The organism is Klebsiella sp. KTE92 (genome assembly GCF_000398905.1).
In the GTDB taxonomy this organism is placed as follows: Bacteria; Pseudomonadota; Gammaproteobacteria; order Enterobacterales; family Enterobacteriaceae; genus Klebsiella; species Klebsiella variicola.
Genome location: NZ_KB976100.1, coordinates 4,363,681 through 4,380,963, shown reverse-complemented (window position 1 = coordinate 4,380,963; position 17,283 = coordinate 4,363,681). Strand labels below are relative to the sequence as shown.

General features: G+C 62.1%; 20 protein-coding genes. 2 read left to right on the top strand and 18 right to left on the bottom strand.

All coding sequences use genetic code 11. From position 1 onward, the window contains the following. Positions 1-53: 53 nt before the first annotated feature. Entirely contained in the window at positions 54-374 is a 321-nt protein-coding gene (locus A1WC_RS05065) for a hypothetical protein (RefSeq protein WP_016161765.1), read from the bottom strand. 231 nt (positions 375-605) lie between these two features. Further along, positions 606-1,937, bottom strand: coding sequence for an amino-acid N-acetyltransferase (argA, locus tag A1WC_RS05070; protein WP_004149616.1), 1,332 nt, complete (start codon positions 1,935-1,937; stop codon positions 606-608). Positions 1,938-2,164: 227 nt separating this feature from the next. Here argA and amiC point away from each other — a divergent pair, with 227 nt between their 5' ends. Both amiC and cobD read left to right on the top strand, forming a co-directional pair. After that, positions 2,165-3,418, top strand: coding sequence for an N-acetylmuramoyl-L-alanine amidase AmiC (gene amiC / locus A1WC_RS05075; protein WP_008806319.1), 1,254 nt, complete (start codon positions 2,165-2,167; stop codon positions 3,416-3,418). Between the two features lie 17 nt (positions 3,419-3,435). After that, positions 3,436-4,512 (top strand): threonine-phosphate decarboxylase CobD, encoded by a 1,077-nt coding sequence (gene cobD, locus A1WC_RS05080; protein ID WP_016161764.1) that lies wholly within the window; start codon positions 3,436-3,438, stop codon positions 4,510-4,512. A gap of 3 nt (positions 4,513-4,515) precedes the next feature. Here cobD and A1WC_RS05085 read toward each other — a convergent pair whose 3' ends face one another. The 16 genes from A1WC_RS05085 to A1WC_RS05160 form a co-directional block, all read right to left on the bottom strand. Then, positions 4,516-5,382, bottom strand: a complete 867-nt coding sequence (locus A1WC_RS05085) for an L-threonine kinase (protein WP_032691454.1) — start codon at positions 5,380-5,382, stop codon at positions 4,516-4,518. Between the two features lie 91 nt (positions 5,383-5,473). Then, positions 5,474-6,688: an acetate/propionate family kinase gene (locus A1WC_RS05090; RefSeq protein WP_016161763.1), complete on the bottom strand. Its 1,215-nt coding sequence runs from the start codon at positions 6,686-6,688 to the stop codon at positions 5,474-5,476. Next, positions 6,685-7,125, bottom strand: coding sequence for a propanediol utilization protein PduV (gene pduV, locus A1WC_RS05095; RefSeq protein WP_016161762.1), 441 nt, complete (start codon positions 7,123-7,125; stop codon positions 6,685-6,687). The genes A1WC_RS05090 and pduV overlap by 4 nt, the downstream gene beginning before the upstream one ends. 4 nt (positions 7,126-7,129) lie before the next feature. Further along, on the bottom strand, positions 7,130-7,480 hold the full coding sequence (gene pduU, locus A1WC_RS05100; protein WP_016161761.1) for a propanediol utilization microcompartment protein PduU: 351 nt from the start codon (positions 7,478-7,480) through the stop codon (positions 7,130-7,132). Next, entirely contained in the window at positions 7,480-8,034 is a 555-nt protein-coding gene (gene pduT / locus A1WC_RS05105) for a propanediol utilization microcompartment protein PduT (RefSeq protein WP_012967293.1), read from the bottom strand. Before pduT ends, pduU begins: the two co-directional genes overlap by 1 nt. Positions 8,035-8,036: 2 nt before the next feature. Beyond that, complete coding sequence (locus A1WC_RS05110) at positions 8,037-9,389, bottom strand: 4Fe-4S dicluster domain-containing protein (protein ID WP_016161760.1); 1,353 nt, start codon at positions 9,387-9,389, stop codon at positions 8,037-8,039. Continuing rightward, complete coding sequence (pduQ, locus tag A1WC_RS05115) at positions 9,386-10,498, bottom strand: 1-propanol dehydrogenase PduQ (protein WP_016161759.1); 1,113 nt, start codon at positions 10,496-10,498, stop codon at positions 9,386-9,388. Before pduQ ends, A1WC_RS05110 begins: the two co-directional genes overlap by 4 nt. An 11-nt stretch (positions 10,499-10,509) precedes the next feature. Continuing rightward, positions 10,510-11,895, bottom strand: a complete 1,386-nt coding sequence (gene pduP / locus A1WC_RS05120; RefSeq protein ID WP_016161758.1) for a CoA-acylating propionaldehyde dehydrogenase PduP — start codon at positions 11,893-11,895, stop codon at positions 10,510-10,512. Continuing rightward, on the bottom strand, positions 11,892-12,908 hold the full coding sequence (pduO, locus tag A1WC_RS05125) for a two-domain cob(I)yrinic acid a,c-diamide adenosyltransferase PduO (protein WP_016161757.1): 1,017 nt from the start codon (positions 12,906-12,908) through the stop codon (positions 11,892-11,894). Before pduO ends, pduP begins: the two co-directional genes overlap by 4 nt. A gap of 10 nt (positions 12,909-12,918) precedes the next feature. Beyond that, positions 12,919-13,194, bottom strand: a complete 276-nt coding sequence (locus A1WC_RS05130) for a EutN/CcmL family microcompartment protein (protein ID WP_008806309.1) — start codon at positions 13,192-13,194, stop codon at positions 12,919-12,921. A gap of 3 nt (positions 13,195-13,197) precedes the next feature. Next, on the bottom strand, positions 13,198-13,689 hold the full coding sequence (gene pduM, locus A1WC_RS05135; RefSeq protein ID WP_012540669.1) for a microcompartment protein PduM: 492 nt from the start codon (positions 13,687-13,689) through the stop codon (positions 13,198-13,200). Continuing rightward, positions 13,686-14,318, bottom strand: coding sequence for a phosphate propanoyltransferase (locus A1WC_RS05140; protein ID WP_008806307.1), 633 nt, complete (start codon positions 14,316-14,318; stop codon positions 13,686-13,688). The genes pduM and A1WC_RS05140 overlap by 4 nt, the downstream gene beginning before the upstream one ends. After that, on the bottom strand, positions 14,318-14,785 hold the full coding sequence (locus tag A1WC_RS05145; protein WP_012967299.1) for a BMC domain-containing protein: 468 nt from the start codon (positions 14,783-14,785) through the stop codon (positions 14,318-14,320). The genes A1WC_RS05140 and A1WC_RS05145 overlap by 1 nt, the downstream gene beginning before the upstream one ends. A gap of 21 nt (positions 14,786-14,806) precedes the next feature. Further along, a complete protein-coding gene (gene pduJ, locus A1WC_RS05150) occupies positions 14,807-15,082 on the bottom strand; it encodes a propanediol utilization microcompartment protein PduJ (protein WP_002915806.1) in 276 nt (91 codons plus the stop codon). Between the two features lie 18 nt (positions 15,083-15,100). Continuing rightward, positions 15,101-15,451, bottom strand: a complete 351-nt coding sequence (locus A1WC_RS05155) for a glycerol dehydratase reactivase beta/small subunit family protein (RefSeq protein WP_012540672.1) — start codon at positions 15,449-15,451, stop codon at positions 15,101-15,103. Then, positions 15,441-17,273 (bottom strand): diol dehydratase reactivase subunit alpha, encoded by a 1,833-nt coding sequence (locus A1WC_RS05160; RefSeq protein WP_016161756.1) that lies wholly within the window; start codon positions 17,271-17,273, stop codon positions 15,441-15,443. Before A1WC_RS05160 ends, A1WC_RS05155 begins: the two co-directional genes overlap by 11 nt. Positions 17,274-17,283: the final 10 nt, after the last annotated feature.

Sequence of the window (17,283 nt, the reverse complement as noted above, 5' to 3'; positions counted from 1 at the left end):
CGCATCCGGGCGATGGAAAATGCTGCAGCCCGTTGCCCGGAATGGCAGAAAAATCAGTAGCTGAAGACCAGGGGGATGAGCCAGAGCACCGATATCGAGTTCATGGCGCAAAAGCGGACTGCCGCGCCGCTGGCCAGCGGTGGGGTGGAACAGCGGGCACAAAAAATCACCAGCGAGGAGATGAGAACATTCATGCCGGATGTCAGGGTCAGCAGAAATAATATCGCGATGGCGGCGCCGAGCGCGGCATAACCATGCTGATGATGGCGCTGGTTATCCCAGAGGAGCAATATCATCAGCAACCACGGATAGAGGGCGACCGTGGCGGTAATGAGGTTGATATGTCTGACCAGCCAGTTCGGTTTGGTTTCCATTATTTCAGCGATCCTTGCAGGGCGGATGGCGGCCGTGGCGCCAGTCGACGTCCTGTCGACAGCCAATAGCATATCGGTGAGCCAGCGAGAAAGAAATGGCCTGCGCGGAAACCAGGAATTTCGCCCGCGTACCGCAGACGAGCGCTGGCGCGAAGAGTGGCGGGAGACCGGCCCAGGATAAAGCGATAAGCGTCGCGCTATCCCGGGCCGTTAGAAAGGGTGAAGAAGGGCCTAAGCGAGGTCGGCCATCAGCACCTTCGACCGGCGCTGATAGTTATACATCTGCTTTTTACTCTCCGGCAGCAGGTCGATATCCACCGGCGTGAAGCCGCGCTCCTGGAACCAGTGGATGCTGCGGGTGGTTAGCACGAACAGCTTGCTCAGTCCCATCTGTCTGGCCTGAGCGGCAATACGCTCCAGCAGCACCTCTCCCCGCGACGAGCTCCGGTAATCCGGATGCACCGCCACGCAGGCCATTTCGCCGATCTTCTCTTCCGGGAAAGGATAGAGGGCAGCGCAGGCGATAGTGGTGTTATCGCGCTGAATAATGGTGAATTTGTCGATCTCCATCTCCAGCTGCTCGCGGGAGCGGCGCACCAGGATGCCCTGCTGCTCAAGCGGGCTTATCAGCTCAAGAATACCGCCGATATCGTTGATGGTCGCCCGGCGGATCTGCTCCGCGCTCTCCATGACGATCTGGGTGCCGATGCCGTCGCGTGAGAACAGCTCCTGCAGCAGCGCGCCATTTTCCTGATAGCTGATCAGGTGGCAGCGCCGCACGCCGCTGCGGCAGGCCTTCACGGCCCCGCGCAGGAAGCGCACGGTGCCGGAGTTATAATCTTCGTCCGCTTCCAGCTCTTCGACGCGGGCCTGCGCCTCATTAGGGAACAGTTCGGAGACGATTTCCCCGGCCTGGTTGTAAACCCCTTGCGACGAACAGAAGCCGATCATTTTCTCCGCCTTCAGCTTGATGGCCAGCTGGGTGGCGATCTCTTCCGAAGTCAGGTTAAAGCTCTCGCCGGTGACCGACACCGCGACCGGCCCCATCAGGACAATGGCGCCGCTGTCGAGCTGACGATGAATCGCCTCTTCGTCAATGCGGCGAATGCGTCCGCTGTGGCAATAATCGACGCCGTCATCGACGCCCAGCGGCTGGGCGATGATAAAGTTGCCGCTGACAACGTTGATATGGGCCCCCTGCAGCGGGGTATTGTTGAGGCTCATCGACAGGCGGGCGGTGATCTCCAGCTGCAGCATCCCCGCCGCCTGCTTAACCAGCTCAAGCGTTTTAGCGTCAGTCACTCGCGTCTGCTTGTGATAGACCGGCTCGTGGTGGTGCTCGGCGAGGTTAGCGTCAATCTGCGGGCGGGCGCCATAGACCACGACCAGGCGAATGCCCAGGCTATGCAATAATCCTATGTCATTGACAATATTTGAGAAATTTTCATGCTCAATGGCTTCGCCGCCCAGCATGATGACAAACGTTTTTCCCCGATGGGCATTAATATAGGGAACAGAATGGCGGAATCCTTCTACCAGTTCAGTGCGACGTTCCTTCACCATGACAAACCCTCAATGCATGATTATTCGTAATTATTGTATTTTTATTCTGTTTTGCTGTTAAACGCAAGTGCCAATTTTAGGCTAAGCCACGAAAAACATGTGACCCGGCGCAGGGTGTCAATGAATGTTTACCCTTTTATAGATGACAGGTTATATGCCTTTCGTTAAAGTTTCTGGTCAATCTGTTTGTTTTGGGTACAAATGCGTTTTTATTGCTTGGGAGTGGCATGTCGGGAAACAACTCTGGATTAAGCCGTCGCCGTCTGCTGCAGGGCGCGGGCGCCATGTGGTTAATGAGCGTGAGCCCTGTGGGGCTGGCTGCCGATGCGCGGGTGGTCGCTGTTCGCGTCTGGCCAGCATCGACCTACACGCGCGTCACGGTAGAATCGAATCATGTGCTGAAATACCGGCAGTTTGCCCTCAGTAACCCGGAGCGGGTGGTGGTGGATCTGGAAGGGGTTAACCTGAACTCTGTGCTGAAGGGCATGGGGGGGCAGATCCGCGATGACGACCCCTTTATTCAGTCCGCCCGCGTGGGCCAGTTTGATCCGCAAACCGTGCGCATGGTTTTTGAGCTCAAGCAGAACGTTAAGCCGCAGCTGTTTGCCCTCGCGCCGGTGGCCGGCTTTAAAGAGCGTCTGGTGATGGACCTCTACCCCGCCAACGCCACCGATGTTCAGGATCCGCTGCTGGCGCTGCTCGAGGATTACAACAAAGGCGATCTGGAGCGTCAGGTGCCGCCGGCGCAAAGCGGACCACAGCCGGGCAAAGCCGGGCGTGACCGGCCAATTGTCATTATGCTCGATCCCGGACACGGCGGCGAAGACTCCGGCGCCGTGGGGAAGTATCGCACCCGCGAGAAAGATGTGGTGCTGCAGATTGCCCGCCGCCTCCGGGCGCTGATCGACAAAGAAGGCAATATGAAGGCCTATATGACCCGCAACGAAGACGTGTTTATCCCGTTGAAGGTGCGTGTCGCCAAGGCGCAGAAGCAGCGCGCCGACCTGTTCGTATCGATTCACGCCGACGCCTTTACCAGCCGCCAGCCCAGCGGTTCCTCAGTGTTTGCCCTCTCCACCAGGGGGGCCACCAGTACCGCGGCAAAATATCTCGCCCAGACGCAGAACGCCTCGGATCTGATCGGTGGGGTCAGCAAGAGCGGCGACCGCTATGTCGACCACACCATGTTCGATATGGTGCAGTCCCTCACCATCGCCGACAGCCTCAAATTTGGCAAGGCGGTGCTGGAGAAAATGGGCAATATCAATAACCTGCACAAAAATCGGGTAGAGCAAGCGGGCTTTGCGGTGCTGAAGGCGCCGGATATCCCCTCCATTCTGGTGGAGACGGCGTTTATCAGTAACGTGGAAGAAGAGCGGAAGCTGAAAACGGCCAAATTCCAGCAGGAGGTGGCCGAGTCGATCCTCGCCGGGATTAAAGCTTACTTCGCCGACGGCGCGACGCTGGCCCGTCGCGGATAACCACACAGGAAAGGGACATGGCCTTACTGAAAAGCGCCCATGGCGGCAATATCCGCGAGGCCGCCGGCCTGCTGGGTATTGCGCCCGGCGAGCTGCTGGATTTTAGCGCCAACATCAATCCGCTGGGGATGCCTGCCTCGCTCAGGCGGGCGATCGTCGCCAGTCTTGACTGCGCCGAGCGCTACCCTGACGTTGAGTATCAACAGCTGCATCAGGCGCTGGCTGCCCACCATCAGCTGCCGGCGGCGCATATCCTTGCCTGCAACGGCGAAACTGAATCGATCTTCACCCTCGTCCACGGCCTTAAGCCGCGGCGGGCGATGATCGTCATTCCTGGTTTCGCGGAGTACCGGCGGGCGCTGCAGACGGTGGACTGCGAGGTGGTGGAGTATGCCCTGCGTGAGTGCGATGGCTGGCAGCTGACCGACGCCATCCTCGATGCCCTGACTCCGGCGCTGGACTGCCTGTTTCTTTGCACCCCGAATAACCCCACCGGCCTGCTGCCGGAGCGGGGCCTGCTGGAAGCCATTGCGCAGCGCTGTCGGGCGCTGAACATCAGCCTGATCCTTGACGAGGCCTTCCTCGATTTTATGCCCGACCAGCCGGGATTTATTCCCCTGCTGGCGCAGCACCCGCACGTCTGGGTTCTGCGTTCTCTCACCAAATTTTATGCCATTCCTGGGCTGCGTCTTGGCTACCTGCTCAACGCTGACGCCCAGGCAGTGGCCCGGCTGCGCGAGCGACAAATGCCGTGGTCTATCAATGCCTATGCCGCCCTGGCCGGAGAGATCATCCTCCAGGACCGGGCGTATCAGCGGGCCACCTGGCAGTGGCTGCAGGAGGAGGGGGCGCGTTTCTATTCACGACTGAAAGAGATTACCGGGCTGACCGTGTGGCCCGGGCGTGCTAACTACCTGTTCTTGCGCTGCGACAGGCAAGGGCTTGACCTGCAATACGCCCTGTTGCGCCAGCATGTGCTGATCCGCAGCTGCGCCAACTACCCGGGGCTGGATAGCCGTTATTTCCGGGTGGCGATCCGTAGCGCCAGCGAAAACGACCAGCTGCTGGCGGCGCTGCAGCGGGTGCTGGCCTGAGGCCTACTGCAGGGTGACGCCCCCGGGCACCATCGCCAGCAGATGCTGCTGCGGCCAGTGGGCGGCGATGTCGCTCTCTGCCAGCCGCCATTGCAGAAATTCGACGTCATGACGACGGCGGTCCAGCAACAGGCCGACGACGCTGCCGCTGTGCGCCACGTTAAGGCCATACAATCCTGCGCTTTCCACCAGTTGCAGTAGCGCGTCAAACCCCGGTTTGGGCAACAGCTGCTGGCTGGCGATGGCGCTGATGGTCGCCGCTTCGCCCAGCAGCTGTGGGCTGCCGCAGTGGCAGGCCTGCTGCACTTTCTCCCACGCCAGCTGCAGTCGGGAGGCGTTAGCCAACAGACCCGCCTCGCGCGGCAGCTGGTGGTAGTCGGTGGTGCGCAGCGTCAGCGGGCTCTCCAGTACTAACAGGTCGAGCGCTGGCGGAGGGGGACAGGCGATTTGCGTGGCGGCGGTATTATGGTCGAACAGCGTCAGCTGGCGAAACAGGGTGCTGTCGGTAGGCTCCAGCGCGACGCACAGGCGCGCCAGCGTCGGCTCATCCAGTAGATGGCCCAGATGATGGGCGGTGGCGACGGCGGTGGCAGCGATATCGGCGGTGCTGCTGGCCATCCCTTTGGCCACCGGGATCGTTGAGTGCAGGGTGATGCGGATCTGCTGGCTCAGCGCTGGGGGGTAGCCCCAGTGGGCCAGCAACTGGTCGACCATCGCCCGCGACAGCGGCCGCTCGTCTTTTCGCGGTACCCCGGTCTCGACCTCGACGGTGCTGTACCAGTCCACCGGACAGGAGACCAGCTTTTCGCTGCCGAGGATCCAGCCCTGGATAAGTTCTCCGCACGAGGCGGGACATTGTGCAACAGCCACGTTTTCACCTTTCCGCTTACCTTCGCCAGGGCGCATAGTGGCATGGCGACCCGCCGGTTACCATGATTCTCCGCAAGAGGAGGCGCGTCGTTTATGCCGACACCGTCAGCTCGCGCGCCTGCGGCAATGCAAGACGCATGACGTCGCGGGCAATCATCAGCTCTTCATTGGTGTTGATCACCGCCACTTTGACCAGCGCATTATCCGCCTGAATAAAGGTCGCGCTCCGCTGGTTTTTCTCGTCGTCCAGTGCGAGGCCGAGAAAATGCAAATTGCGGCAGATCGTCGCCCGCGCCCGGGCGGAATGCTCGCCTATGCCGCCGGTAAAGATCAGCGCGTCCAGACCTCCCATCTGCATGATATAGCTGCCGATAGTCGCGCGAATGCGTTCGGCAAACAGCGACAGCGCCAGAGCCGCCCTTTCGTTGCCGGCGTCGGCTGCCTGTTCGACGTCGCGGTAATCAGAAGACACGCCGGAGACGCCCAGCAGCCCGGATTCATTATTCAGCAGCTGGCTGAGCTGCAGGGCGGATTTCCCCTCTTTCTCCACCAGCCAGGGAAGGATCGACGGGTCGATATCGCCGCTGCGGGTGCCCATCATCACCCCGGACTGGGGAGTAAAACCCATTGAGGTATTCACCGACTGCCCGCCTTTGATGGCGCAGACGCTACAGCCATTGCCTAGGTGGCAGCTCACTACCCGCAGGGCGCTCAGCGGTACGCCCAGCTTTTCCGCCAGCGCGCTGCTGACATAGTGATGGCTGGTGCCGTGAAAACCGTAGCGGCGAATGCCCAGCTCGGCGTAATAGCGCCAGGGCAGGGGATAGAGCCAGGCCTCCGGCGCCAGGGTCTGGTGAAAGGCGGTATCAAAAACTGCCACCGCCGGTACCGCGGGTAACAGCTGGCGAAAGAGACGTATGCCCAGCGCATTGACCGGGTTATGCAACGGCGCCAGCTCCGCCAGGCGTTCGATCTCCCGCAGGGTGTCGTCGCAGACCAGCGCGGCGTCTTTGAAGCGTTCGCCGCCGTGGGCGACGCGGTGGCCAACGCCGTCTATCTCCTGCAGGCTGCTCAGGATCCCGCGGCCGGTCAGCGCCTCCAGCAGCAGGGTCACTGCCTCATGGTGATCGGCGATGGGCAGCGTCTCCTGCCATTTCTGCGTCGGCGTTTTCAGCGTGAAGCGGGCCTCGGGCAGGCCAATACGTTCGATCAGCCCCTGGCAGAGCAACGCTCCCTGCGGCATGTTAAGCAGCTGAAATTTCAGGGAGGAGCTGCCGGCGTTGATCGCCATGATTTTATAGGTCATTGATATTCCTCTGCGTTCAGGCAGGCGAGCAGGTCATCAAGCCCGTCGCCGGTTAACGCGCTGGTGATAAAGATATGTTCGGCGCCTGCCGCCTCGAGCCATGCCCGGACCTGTTGCAGACGGGGCGGGGCGGCCAAATCGGCTTTGGTGATCACCCCGATGACCGGGCGGTTCATCGGAGCGGTAAACCCCGGAGAAAAGGGTGACCAGGGCGCATCGGCATTCAGTACCAGCGCGATGACATCGGCCTCGCAGGCGCTGGTGAGCAGCGCGCTGTACAGGCAGCGGTTTTCCAGATATTCCCCCGGGGTGTCGATGGCGGTCGGCGTCCAGACGATGGCCTGCGTTTTTTGATAACGCAGGGTTTCGCCACGCAATACCTGGGTCAGCGAGGTTTTGCCGCACTGGCTGGGTCCGATTAGCATCAGGCGTTTCATGGGCTCAGGTCCGGGTAATTGGACAGGCGGTGAAGCGCATCAACTCGCCGAGCGTGCGCGTAACCTGCTTTAGCGCGTACTCCACGGCGGAGACATCGCCGGTCAACACCACCGCGCCGGTGAAGCGATCGAGAAAGCCGATCTCCACCGCGCCGGACTTAGTGGCGATGTCACAGGCGATGATCGACGCCTCACTGGGGGTAATGGTGAGAATGCCGATAGCGGAGACCGCGTCCGGCAGGCCCAGCTTTTTGAACAGATCTTTGCCCGGATTGGCGATGAGATGCGCCAGAGTGACCTGTTTACCCGGGACATACTCCTGGATCATGCGTTCGGTAGGGGTTTGCGGTTCCATTATCCCTCCATCAGCTGTTGCCACAGCGCGTCGTGCGGTCGCGGGATCACTGCCCGGTAAACCAGTAATCCTTTCTCGCCTGCACTGTCGCTGGCCACCGTGACGGCGTTGTCGACATCGGCGATATCACCCGCCACCACCATGTAGCATTTGCCGCCGATACCAAACGCCATATGAACGCGAACCAGGGTGACGTTGGCGGCTTTCACCGCGCGGTCGGCGGCGCTGATGCACGCTGCCACGCTCCAGGTTTCGACGATCCCCGCCGCCTGTCGCTGCTCGACCACGTTGAGGCCGCTGATCGCCGGCAGTACGCTGGGGTGAATGTTGGCCAGCACCAGGCTGTCCACCAGCATCTCCCCGGCGCGCGCCGTGCCGGCGGCGATTGCCTGTTGCACGGCGCCGACGTCGCCGCCGAGCATCAGCAGGAATTTCCCGGGACAAAGGGTTCTGCAGAGCAGGAGCTGTACGTTCGCGCTTTTCAGCATGACGTCGCCCAGCTCCATTCCCCTGGCGATACTGGTCAGTTCTAAAATTCCGATAGCCTGGGTCATGATTAACCTCTTACAAGCGTAATGGCCTGCTCCGTGATGGCGGAGACCTGGCCGTCAATACTGGCGTGTACCGGCGCACCGAGGGCGTCGGCAGGGATGTCTGCCAGCAGCTGGCCGCGCGTTACTCGCTCTCCCGGTGCGACGCAGGGCACGGCGCTGATGCCGATATGCTGGCGCAGCGGCAGGGTGACGCAGCCCACCTCCGGCTCCACCGCCGTCAGCGGCGCCTCCTGATACCAGGGATCAAGCCCCAGTTTGCTGATGAGCCGTTTGACCGGCACCAGGCGGTGCTTCGCCATCTCGTCCGCCGGACGTAGCGGTCCCTCGTAGCGCAGGTTTTTCGCCCTCAGCTCACGTTTCAGCAGACGGTTGATGCGCATGGGGGAAATCCCCACCGGGCAGGCGACGCTCTCGCAAACGTTGCACTCCGAGCAGGTCAGGGCGCTGAGCAGCAGCGACGGGGTGGCCGCCTGGCGATAGTTCACCGCCCGCACCAGCAGGTGGGGAGAAAGCTCATGGCCGATCAGGTGCCGGGGGCATAAATCCGTGCATAAGCGGCACTGCTCACAGACGGTGCGGGCGATGGCGAGCAGGGTGTGCTCATCCTGCCGCCGCCGCTGGATCAACGGATGGTTGCCCGGAAGCACCAGCAGGCCGCCGGTGGTTTTGGTGACCGGTGTCTCGAGGGAGGTGATGAGTGCGCCCATCATCGGACCGCCGTTGATAAACCCCGGTTCGGCAACCGTCGCGCCGCCGGCCAGGGCCAGCACCTCGCGCAGCGACATGCCCAGCGGGACAGTCAGCGTCAGCGGACGGGCGACAGCGCCATTGACGGTCAACGTCCGGCGGGTCACCGGATAGCCCTGCTCCACGGCTCTGGCGATATTGAGTACCGTCTGAACGTTATTGACCACTACGCCGACGCTGACCGGCAGCGCGGCAGGCGGCACGCGACGACCCGTCGCCAGCCAGATAGTGAGCACCTCATCCCCGGCCGGATAGACATCAGGCAGAATATGCAGCCGGGCCCATTCCGGTAGTCGCGGGGTTAACGCCGCAATCGCCGGAGTATATTTCGCCTTCAGGGCAATGATCCCTTCCCGGGCGCCGGTGGCGGTCATTGCGTAACCCAGGCCGCGAATCAGCCGGTCAGCCTGCTGCGCCATCAGCTGTTGATCAACCTTCAGCATCGGTTCGCATTCAGCGGCGTTCACCAGCACGGTATCCACCCTGGCCTGCAGTTTGATGTGGGTCGGAAAGCCCGCCCCACCGGCGCCCACCACGCCGGCGGCCCGGACGCGCTCGCGGATCTCCGCCGCGTCAATGTCTGGTAGTGGCACTATCGCTTCACTCATTGCAGGCTCTCCAGCAGTTGCGCGATGGCCTCACCATCGACCGGGCGCGGGTTGGTGCGCAGGGTGGCGTCAGCCAGCGCGGCCGGCACCATGGCGGGAATTCGCGATAAGAAAAGGGGATATTTTTCCTGCAAGGCGCCCTTGAGGGTGGGAATGGCGCACTGCTGTTTCAGTGTTTCCACCGCGGCAAGCAGCGCCTGGAGAGCCTCCTGTTCGCCAGCTTCCGGCGGGCAGAACCGGCAGGCCCTGGCCAGGCGCGCATAGCGCTTCGCCGCTCGCGGCTCGCCGGCGTTGAAGCGGATCACCGCGGTCAGCAGCAGCGCGTTGGCCAGGCCATGGGGGAGGTGAAACTGGCCGCCAAGCTGATGGGCGATAGCATGATTGAGCCCAAGGCCAGCCTGGCTAAAGGCCATACCGGCAAGGGTTGAAGCATTGTGCATTTTGCTGCGGGTCGCAACGCAGTCGCCCTGGCGAACCGCAACGGGTAGGGCGCGAAACACCAGCCTGGCGGCCTTTTCCGCCAGCGCATCGGTAAAATCGGTGGCCTGCGGCGATACCCATGCCTCAAGGGCGTGGGTCAGGACGTCCAGTCCGGTATGGGCTGTGATGGTGGGCGGTACGCTGATCACCAGCGTTGGGTCGAGGATCGCCATGTCGGGACAGAGCGCCTCATGGAACAGCGGGTACTTGATCCCTTTTTCCGGGTCGCTGATGACGCAGGCGCTGGTCACTTCCGACCCGGTACCGCTGGTGGTGGGGATCGCCACGCAGGTGTCGACAGGCAGCCCGCCCTGCTGGCTGAACCAGACGATCGCCTTGGCGGCGTCCATCGCCGAGCCGCCGCCGAAGCCGATCACCACCTGCGGACGCAGGGCCTGCATCTGCGCTATCCCTTTCGCCACGGTGTGAATGGTCGGATCCGGTGTAATATCACTGAACACGCTGACGCGGTTGCTGGCGGGCAGCGCGGCGCGCAGCCGCTCGAACAGCGGCGAGCGCGCCAGGAAGCCGTCGCAGACGATCCAGATGTGCTGATGGCTAAAGCGCTGCAGCGCGGCCAGGCTGCCCGGGCCGCTGTAGAGGCGCGTTTGCAGAGAAAAGGTGTGCATGGCGCCCCCGGCTAGCGAATGGAAAAACCGTTGGTCAACACGCAGCGTCGCAGGCGGGCGAACGTCCGCGCGGAGGTGGTGCCTTCTCCGGTTGGCGTGGCGATGGTGAAGGTGGTAAACCCTTCGCCGCCGACGCCGATACCCGCGTAAGACGGACCATTTTTGACAAAAATGGAGGTCTGCAGCGTGCGTGCCGCCAGATTGAGCCGCGAGACATTCTGCGAGTGCATAATGGCGGTGTGGTGCAGACCCTCCTCAACGCGCAGGGCCAGCGCCAGGGCGCTATCAAAATCGGCGACCCGGACGATCGGCAGCACCGGCATCAGTTGCTCGCAGGTCACCCAGGGGTCGTTCGCCTGCACCTCGGCTATCAGCAGGCGAGGGGGGCGGGAAGGGACGGCGAGACCGGCGGCCGCCAGCAGCTCAGCCGGGCTCTTACCAACCAGTTTTTTATTCGCCGCGCCGTCGGGCAGGCAGACGGCGCGCAGGGTATCGGTCTCCTGCGGGCTCAACAGCAGCGCGTCAAAATCCTGCATCTGCTGGATCAGGCGGTCAGCGACGGAGGCGACGACGATCAGGCTTTTTTCGGCGATACAGGGCAGGTTGTAATCGAAGGCGGCGCCGCTGATGATATCTTCGGCGGCTTTGACGAGATCGGCCGTTTCATCAACGATGCACGGCGGATTGCCGGCGCCAGCGCCGATCACTTTTTTACCGCTTTTCATGCCCATCGCCACAATGCCAGGGCCGCCGGTGATAGCCAGAACGGCGATCTGCGGGTGGGCCATCATCTGTTGGGTGGCCTCAAAGGTCGGCTCGGCGACGGTGACCACCAGGTTACGGATCCCGCTGCAGCGGTAGGCGATCTCTTCGATCCTGGCAATAAGCGTTAACGAGACCTTTTTCGCGCCGGGATGAGGGCTGAAATAGACGCTGTTACCCGCCGCCAGCATGCTGATACTGTTATTGATAATGGTTTCCGTTGGGTTGGTGCTGGGCGCCACGGCACCAATGACGCCAAACGGCGAGTACTCAAACAGCACCATCCCGCCATCGCCGGTGAGGGCGCTGGTGGTGAGATCCTCAATGCCCGGTGTGTTCTCAAGGGCAGCTTTATTTTTCAGATATTTATCTTCTTTGTTGCCCATGCCGGTCTCCGTGGCGCTCTCCTCCGCCAGCGTCGCCAGCTCGGGGGCCAGCGTCTCCCGCAGCGCGCTGATAATGGCGCTGCGGGTTTTTAGCGGACACTGCTGATAGCGGAGAAAAGCCTGATGGGCGGCGTCGATGGCGCTGCCGACGTCGCGGAAAATGCCCTGCTGTTCCTGAGAAACGGGGGCGGGCGCGAGCTTTTCGCTGAGAATGGTGCGGATAAGGGTTTCCAGTTCTGCTGTATTCATTGATGTGTTCTCACGTTAATGGCCGCCATGGCAGCCTGTGCAATAGCCATATCCTGCTCGACGCTGCCGCCGCTAATCCCGAGACCGGCTATTAGCTGACCATCGCGCCACAGCGGATATCCGCCGCCAAAGGTGACGACTTTGCCCTGCAGATGGCTCTCCAGACCGTACAGCGCAGCGCCTGGCTGTACGGTCGTCGCGAGCTCGTGGGTGGCGGTTTTCATGGCGACGGCGGTCCAGGCTTTTTTTGGCGCCAGCTCGCTGCTGACCAGCAGCGCATCAGGCATTCGCCAGGTCACGGTTTCGGTACCGTGTGCGTCAACGATGCTCACCACCACCGGCACCTGCAGCAGGCGGGCGTGTTCGATGGCCTGACGGGTAAGCTGATGCAGCTCGTGAAAGGAGAGCGACCCGGCCTGGGCTTTGGGCGCGTCGGGCGCAGGCGACCCGCTGGCGGCCAGGTAGCGGGCCGCGATCTCCGCCACGAGCCGGCGCTGGTGATCGGCATGATCCTCGCTGCGCGCCAAGGCATACAGACAGTCAGATAAGCGGTTCAGATAACGCAGCAGTATCTGACGGATAGTGACCTCTGCCGCCAGCTCGACCAGCCGACGCTCCGCCCGACGGGCAACGGTGCGGGCCAGGTGCAGGCGACTGGCGGCTTCGCACCGTCCGGGCAACACAAACTGGTGCAGCGCCGGCACGCGGGCCATCTCGCGATCGATGGTCTGCTCCAGCAGGGCAATCTCTTCGCTGCTGATATAGCGCTTACCCGGTGATGGCTGTTCGCTGTCGCTGGCGAGCTCCGCGCTGAACCAGAAAATATGCTGCTGCAGGGCTTCGAGCAGGACGCGATGTTCCTCTTCAGCGGCGGCGCAGACGCACAGGCTCAGCACCGCGTTCAGTTCATCCAGGGTGCCGTAGGCTTCGACGCGCGGATGCGTCTTGCTGACCCGCTGGCCGGTAAAGAGTGATGTACTGCCGGCATCGCCGGTTCGGGTATAAATAGCCACAGGCGCCCCCTTAGCGTGAAAGTGAGTCAACAATGCCCACAACGGCAAGATCGATGGCCTCATTCGGGCCGCTAAAGACGTGGCGTGCGCTCGAGCCGCTGCAGAGCAGCACCAGTTCGCCGACGCCAGCGCCAACCGAATCTACCGCCACTTCATCGCCGCTCGCGGGCGGAAATGGATGTTCGTCGTCTGTGCTTACCCGGCGCACCAGCAGCAGTTTTTTGCCGTTCAGAGAGGGCGATTTTTGCGTCGAGACGACGGCGCCGGTCACGCGTGCCAGATGCATAGTTCACTCCTGCTTAATCAATTGAACATGCCGCGCGACGGCCGCTTCGCGGGCGAGGGCGGTGATAATGGGGCGGCGGCGCAGCACCAGATAACCTCCCCTGAGACGGGCTACATCGGCATAGGTGAGCACCGACGCGGCGTGAAGTCTGACGGGCTGGCCAGGCGGGTCGCTGAACGTCAGCGGCAAACGGGCGAGTTTTTTTACCGCCAGCGCGGGGAGCAGGGCGGGAAGCAGCGTTAGCTGTACCCGAACGCCCCAGGCCATCGCCTCATGCAACGCGCAACCGGCGGCCGTCAGCGCGCGCTGGCCGGTAAGCTGCTCCAGCAGCGGTAAATCCACCTGCACGATGCGCAGCGAAGCGTGCTGGCACAGCAGGCTGTGGATATCCGCTTCGCCGAGCTGGGCCACGCTGAGCGTGGCCGTACTCCGGGCGCGACGGCGCAGACGGGCGGCGACCTCTTCGACGATACGCTGCAGCATCGCGTGGTTCATGGCTTCGTCACCAGCGTAGCCCAGGCCTGCGCAGCGTCAGCGCCTGCCGCATTGGCTTCGTCAGTATCGATGTGCATCTCAAGACGCATATCCGGGGCTACGCGGACCGCTACATTGTCGAAGATAAGCCGCCTGTCGCTGCCTTCGATCGCCACCGCGACGCTATCGCCATGGGCGACGCGCAGGATCAGGGCATCGAGCGGGGACATATGAATATGTCGTTGGGCGACGATCGTCCCGCTGCTCAGCTCCAGTTCGGCAAAGGGGCTTATCAGGCGGATCCCTGGCGTGTCCTGCAGATTGCCTGACATGCGCAGCGGCGCGGCGATACCGAGGGTCCGGGCGTCGGTGCGTGAGATTTCCACCTGGCTGGTCTGGCGCAAAGGGCCGAGCAGGCGCACGTTGTTTAATCGTCCTTTGGGGCCAACCAGGGTCACCGTCTGCTCTGCAGCATACTGTCCGGGCTGCAGCAGCGCTTTTTTCGGCTGGATGGGCTGAGCGGGAAAGAGCCTGGCGTAGTCAGCCGCCGCTAAATGGATATGGCGACTGGAGATACCGATAGGGATGGGACGCTGGCGCATCTCATCCAGCACTTTGTTGACTGTTGAAGCCAGCTGTTGTTTATCCATTACGCGTCACCTCGTTTACCGGCGTGCAGGCACTGCGAACGAGGTTCGCCTTTTTGCCGTGGACAGTGCGGGTCCAGGCACAGGTTGCAGGTCACCTGCTCCGCAGGGCGGGGGAGGGTGTCTGCGGGATCTCTGCGCTCATCCATTACGGTGGCGTTCTCCTCTTCCAGAGCAGCGTCAGGTGCTGGTGAAGGCGCTTCGACGCGGGCTGGCAGCAGGCCTGCGCCGGGCCTGGCGATAACCTTCTGCGCCACCAGCCCCTGCTGCCGGTCGGCGAGTTCGGCCCCGGTCATCACCGCCGCCTGGACAGAGGCCACATCACCGGCGATCTTCACCACCATCCAGCCGGAGCCGTTGGTCTTTTCCAGGGCGAGCAGCGTGATGGCGGCCGCTTTCGCCATGGCGTCGGCGCAGGTGATGGCCAGGGCCAGGCCGCTGACCTCAAGTAATCCCAGTGATTGCTTCACGCAGTGCTCCTTGTTTCAAGGTCAGACGGATTTCGGCAGAATGGCCTCGACATCGCTGTGCGGGCGTGGGATCACATGGCTGGACTTGACCTCGCCGACCACGCTGGCCGCCGCGCTCCCGGCGTCAACGGCGGCTTTCACTGCACCGACGTCTCCGCGGACCATCACGGTAATCAGCCCGGAGCCAATTTTTTCGTAACCAATCAACTGCACGTTGGCGGATTTCACCATTGCATCAGCGGCTTCAATGGCGCCAACCAGGCCTTTCGTTTCAACCAGTCCTAGTGCGTTATTCATATTGTGTTCTCCTGTGGATTAAGCATTGCGATCCCGAAATGGGATCCCTTTGACGAGACGAGCCGCATTGTTGCCAGTGTTTCGCCGGGCCAGCCTGTCCTGGTGATACCTCAGCGAAAACAGCGGAGTTGATGCGGGTAAATTTTTGTAGTGCACGATGAGCTGTTCCCGGTCGCAGGCGATGCCCACCAGCAGCGGCGAACGCTGCGCCGCCTGCCAGGCGTGATGGACAAGATCGCCGCCGGTCCGCGGTTGCAGAACGAAAGGAATGCCTTCCTCTTCAATGCCCAGCAGGACATCGCGCCACTGTTCGCTGCATTCGTCAGTGACCGCAATGACGATGGCGGGGGTGACGAGGCTACTCTCCATGCGTACCTCCTTTTTGCCAGGCAAGGAGTAATCCGCTGGCGACCGCATTGCGCGGGCCTTCACTGCCGCGGATGTTGCCGCGCCCGGCAACCAGCCGGTAGTGCGCCAGCGCGTCGGTGACCAGCTGGGGGATCTCGAAATCGAGGGACGAGCCGCCCACCAGCACTACGAACGGGATGTCGCGAATGTTGCCGGTAGGGCTCACCTGGCGTAACGCCCGCAGGGCGTTGGTGACAAAGACGCGTGATTTGGCGCTACGGCGAATGGCGCGCACTTTCTCCAGCGGCAGATCGCCGGGCAGGGGAACCAGTTCATCCGGTTTCACCACGCAGACGCGGGCAAATACCGCCGGTGGTAAGGCCGACGGAAAAAACTGGACGCTGCCGTCTTCATGACGCAGATGAAACAGGCTTTCGACTTTCGCCAGCGGGTATTTTTTGATCTCTTCCGCCAGGTAGCGGTCCTCAAGCCCCAGCTCGCGGGCGATGATCATCGTGACCATATCGCCGGCGCCGGCCAGGTGAGTGGCGCTGATCTCTCCTTGCGCATTGATAATGGAGGCGTCGGTCGACCCGGCGCCCAGATCGAGGATCGCCAGCGGGCGCGTGGTGCCGGGAGTGGTGAGCGCCCCGAGAATGGCCGCTTCCGCCTCAGCGCCACCCACCTGAACCGCAATCTGCAGTTTGTGCTCAATTTCACGGGCGATCAGGGCCATCTGCAGGCGATCCGACTTGACCATCGAGGCGATACCCACCGCCTGCTCCAGCGAGAACTCCCCCGCCAGGCCACCGGTCACGCTGACCGGCACCGCCGTATCAACGGCCAGCAGATCCTGAATGCGGATCTCCTGAGCTGGCTTATTGGTAAGCTCAGCCATGGTCTGGCGCACATGCTCAAGCATGCCGCCGATATTGGTGCCCGCTTCTCCCGCGACGTTGTCCAGTTTGCCGCAGCCGTCAACCGCCTTCATGATGGCTTCCGCCCCGGCGGCCACATCAACCTGTACGCTGCGCCCCTGAGCGATGAGCAGCAGATTCCCCGCCGGAATAGTCCGTGCCTTGACGTCGCCGGAGGGGGTTTTCACCACTACGGCCGAACGATTGCCAATCAGCGCCCGCGCCATTGGCACGATATTTTTGGTCTCTTCGGCGTTGAGATTGAAAACGGTGGCAATACCATAGGGGTTGGAGAGCGTTTCGATAATCTTGCCGGGTAAAGCGACCTCGACCGCCGCCAGCATGCCAAGTGGAATACGGTCGATATGCTGAACTTCATCGATCACCGGCAGCGGTTGCTGTAGCCGGTTATTGACCAGCACGCCGTCATCCTGCTGCAAAATAATGCCGGAAATCTGATAGCCCGCTGCCGTCGCCGCATTGACCATCGCAGCGACATCGGCAAAGTCAAAGGCTGAGGAGACCACCAGAATATAGGGGGCGTCCGCAGCGCAGGACAGCAGCGCCTCCGGTGTGATGGTGATGCCGACCCCCAGTCCGACGCCGCCGGGTGTCTTCGGGTTGTGGCCGATCATGGTGGACTCGGTGATGATGGTTTCCGTGATGGTCTCCATCGCCACATCGCCAATGACCGGCGTGGCTTCGTTAATGCGAATAAGCGAGATATCGCTGACCTGAATGCCTGCCGCTTTTGCCGCCTGTGTTAGCGCCTCCTGAATACCGAACACATTACGTAATGTGCCTTTAATACCGGTGGTTTCAGCCAGCGCGCTGTGGCGGATGTTCAGCACACCTGCGTCATCGACCGTCGCCAGGGCGACCTCTGTCGATGAGTTGCCAATATCAATGCCAGCGATATAGCGCATGCTTGCCCCC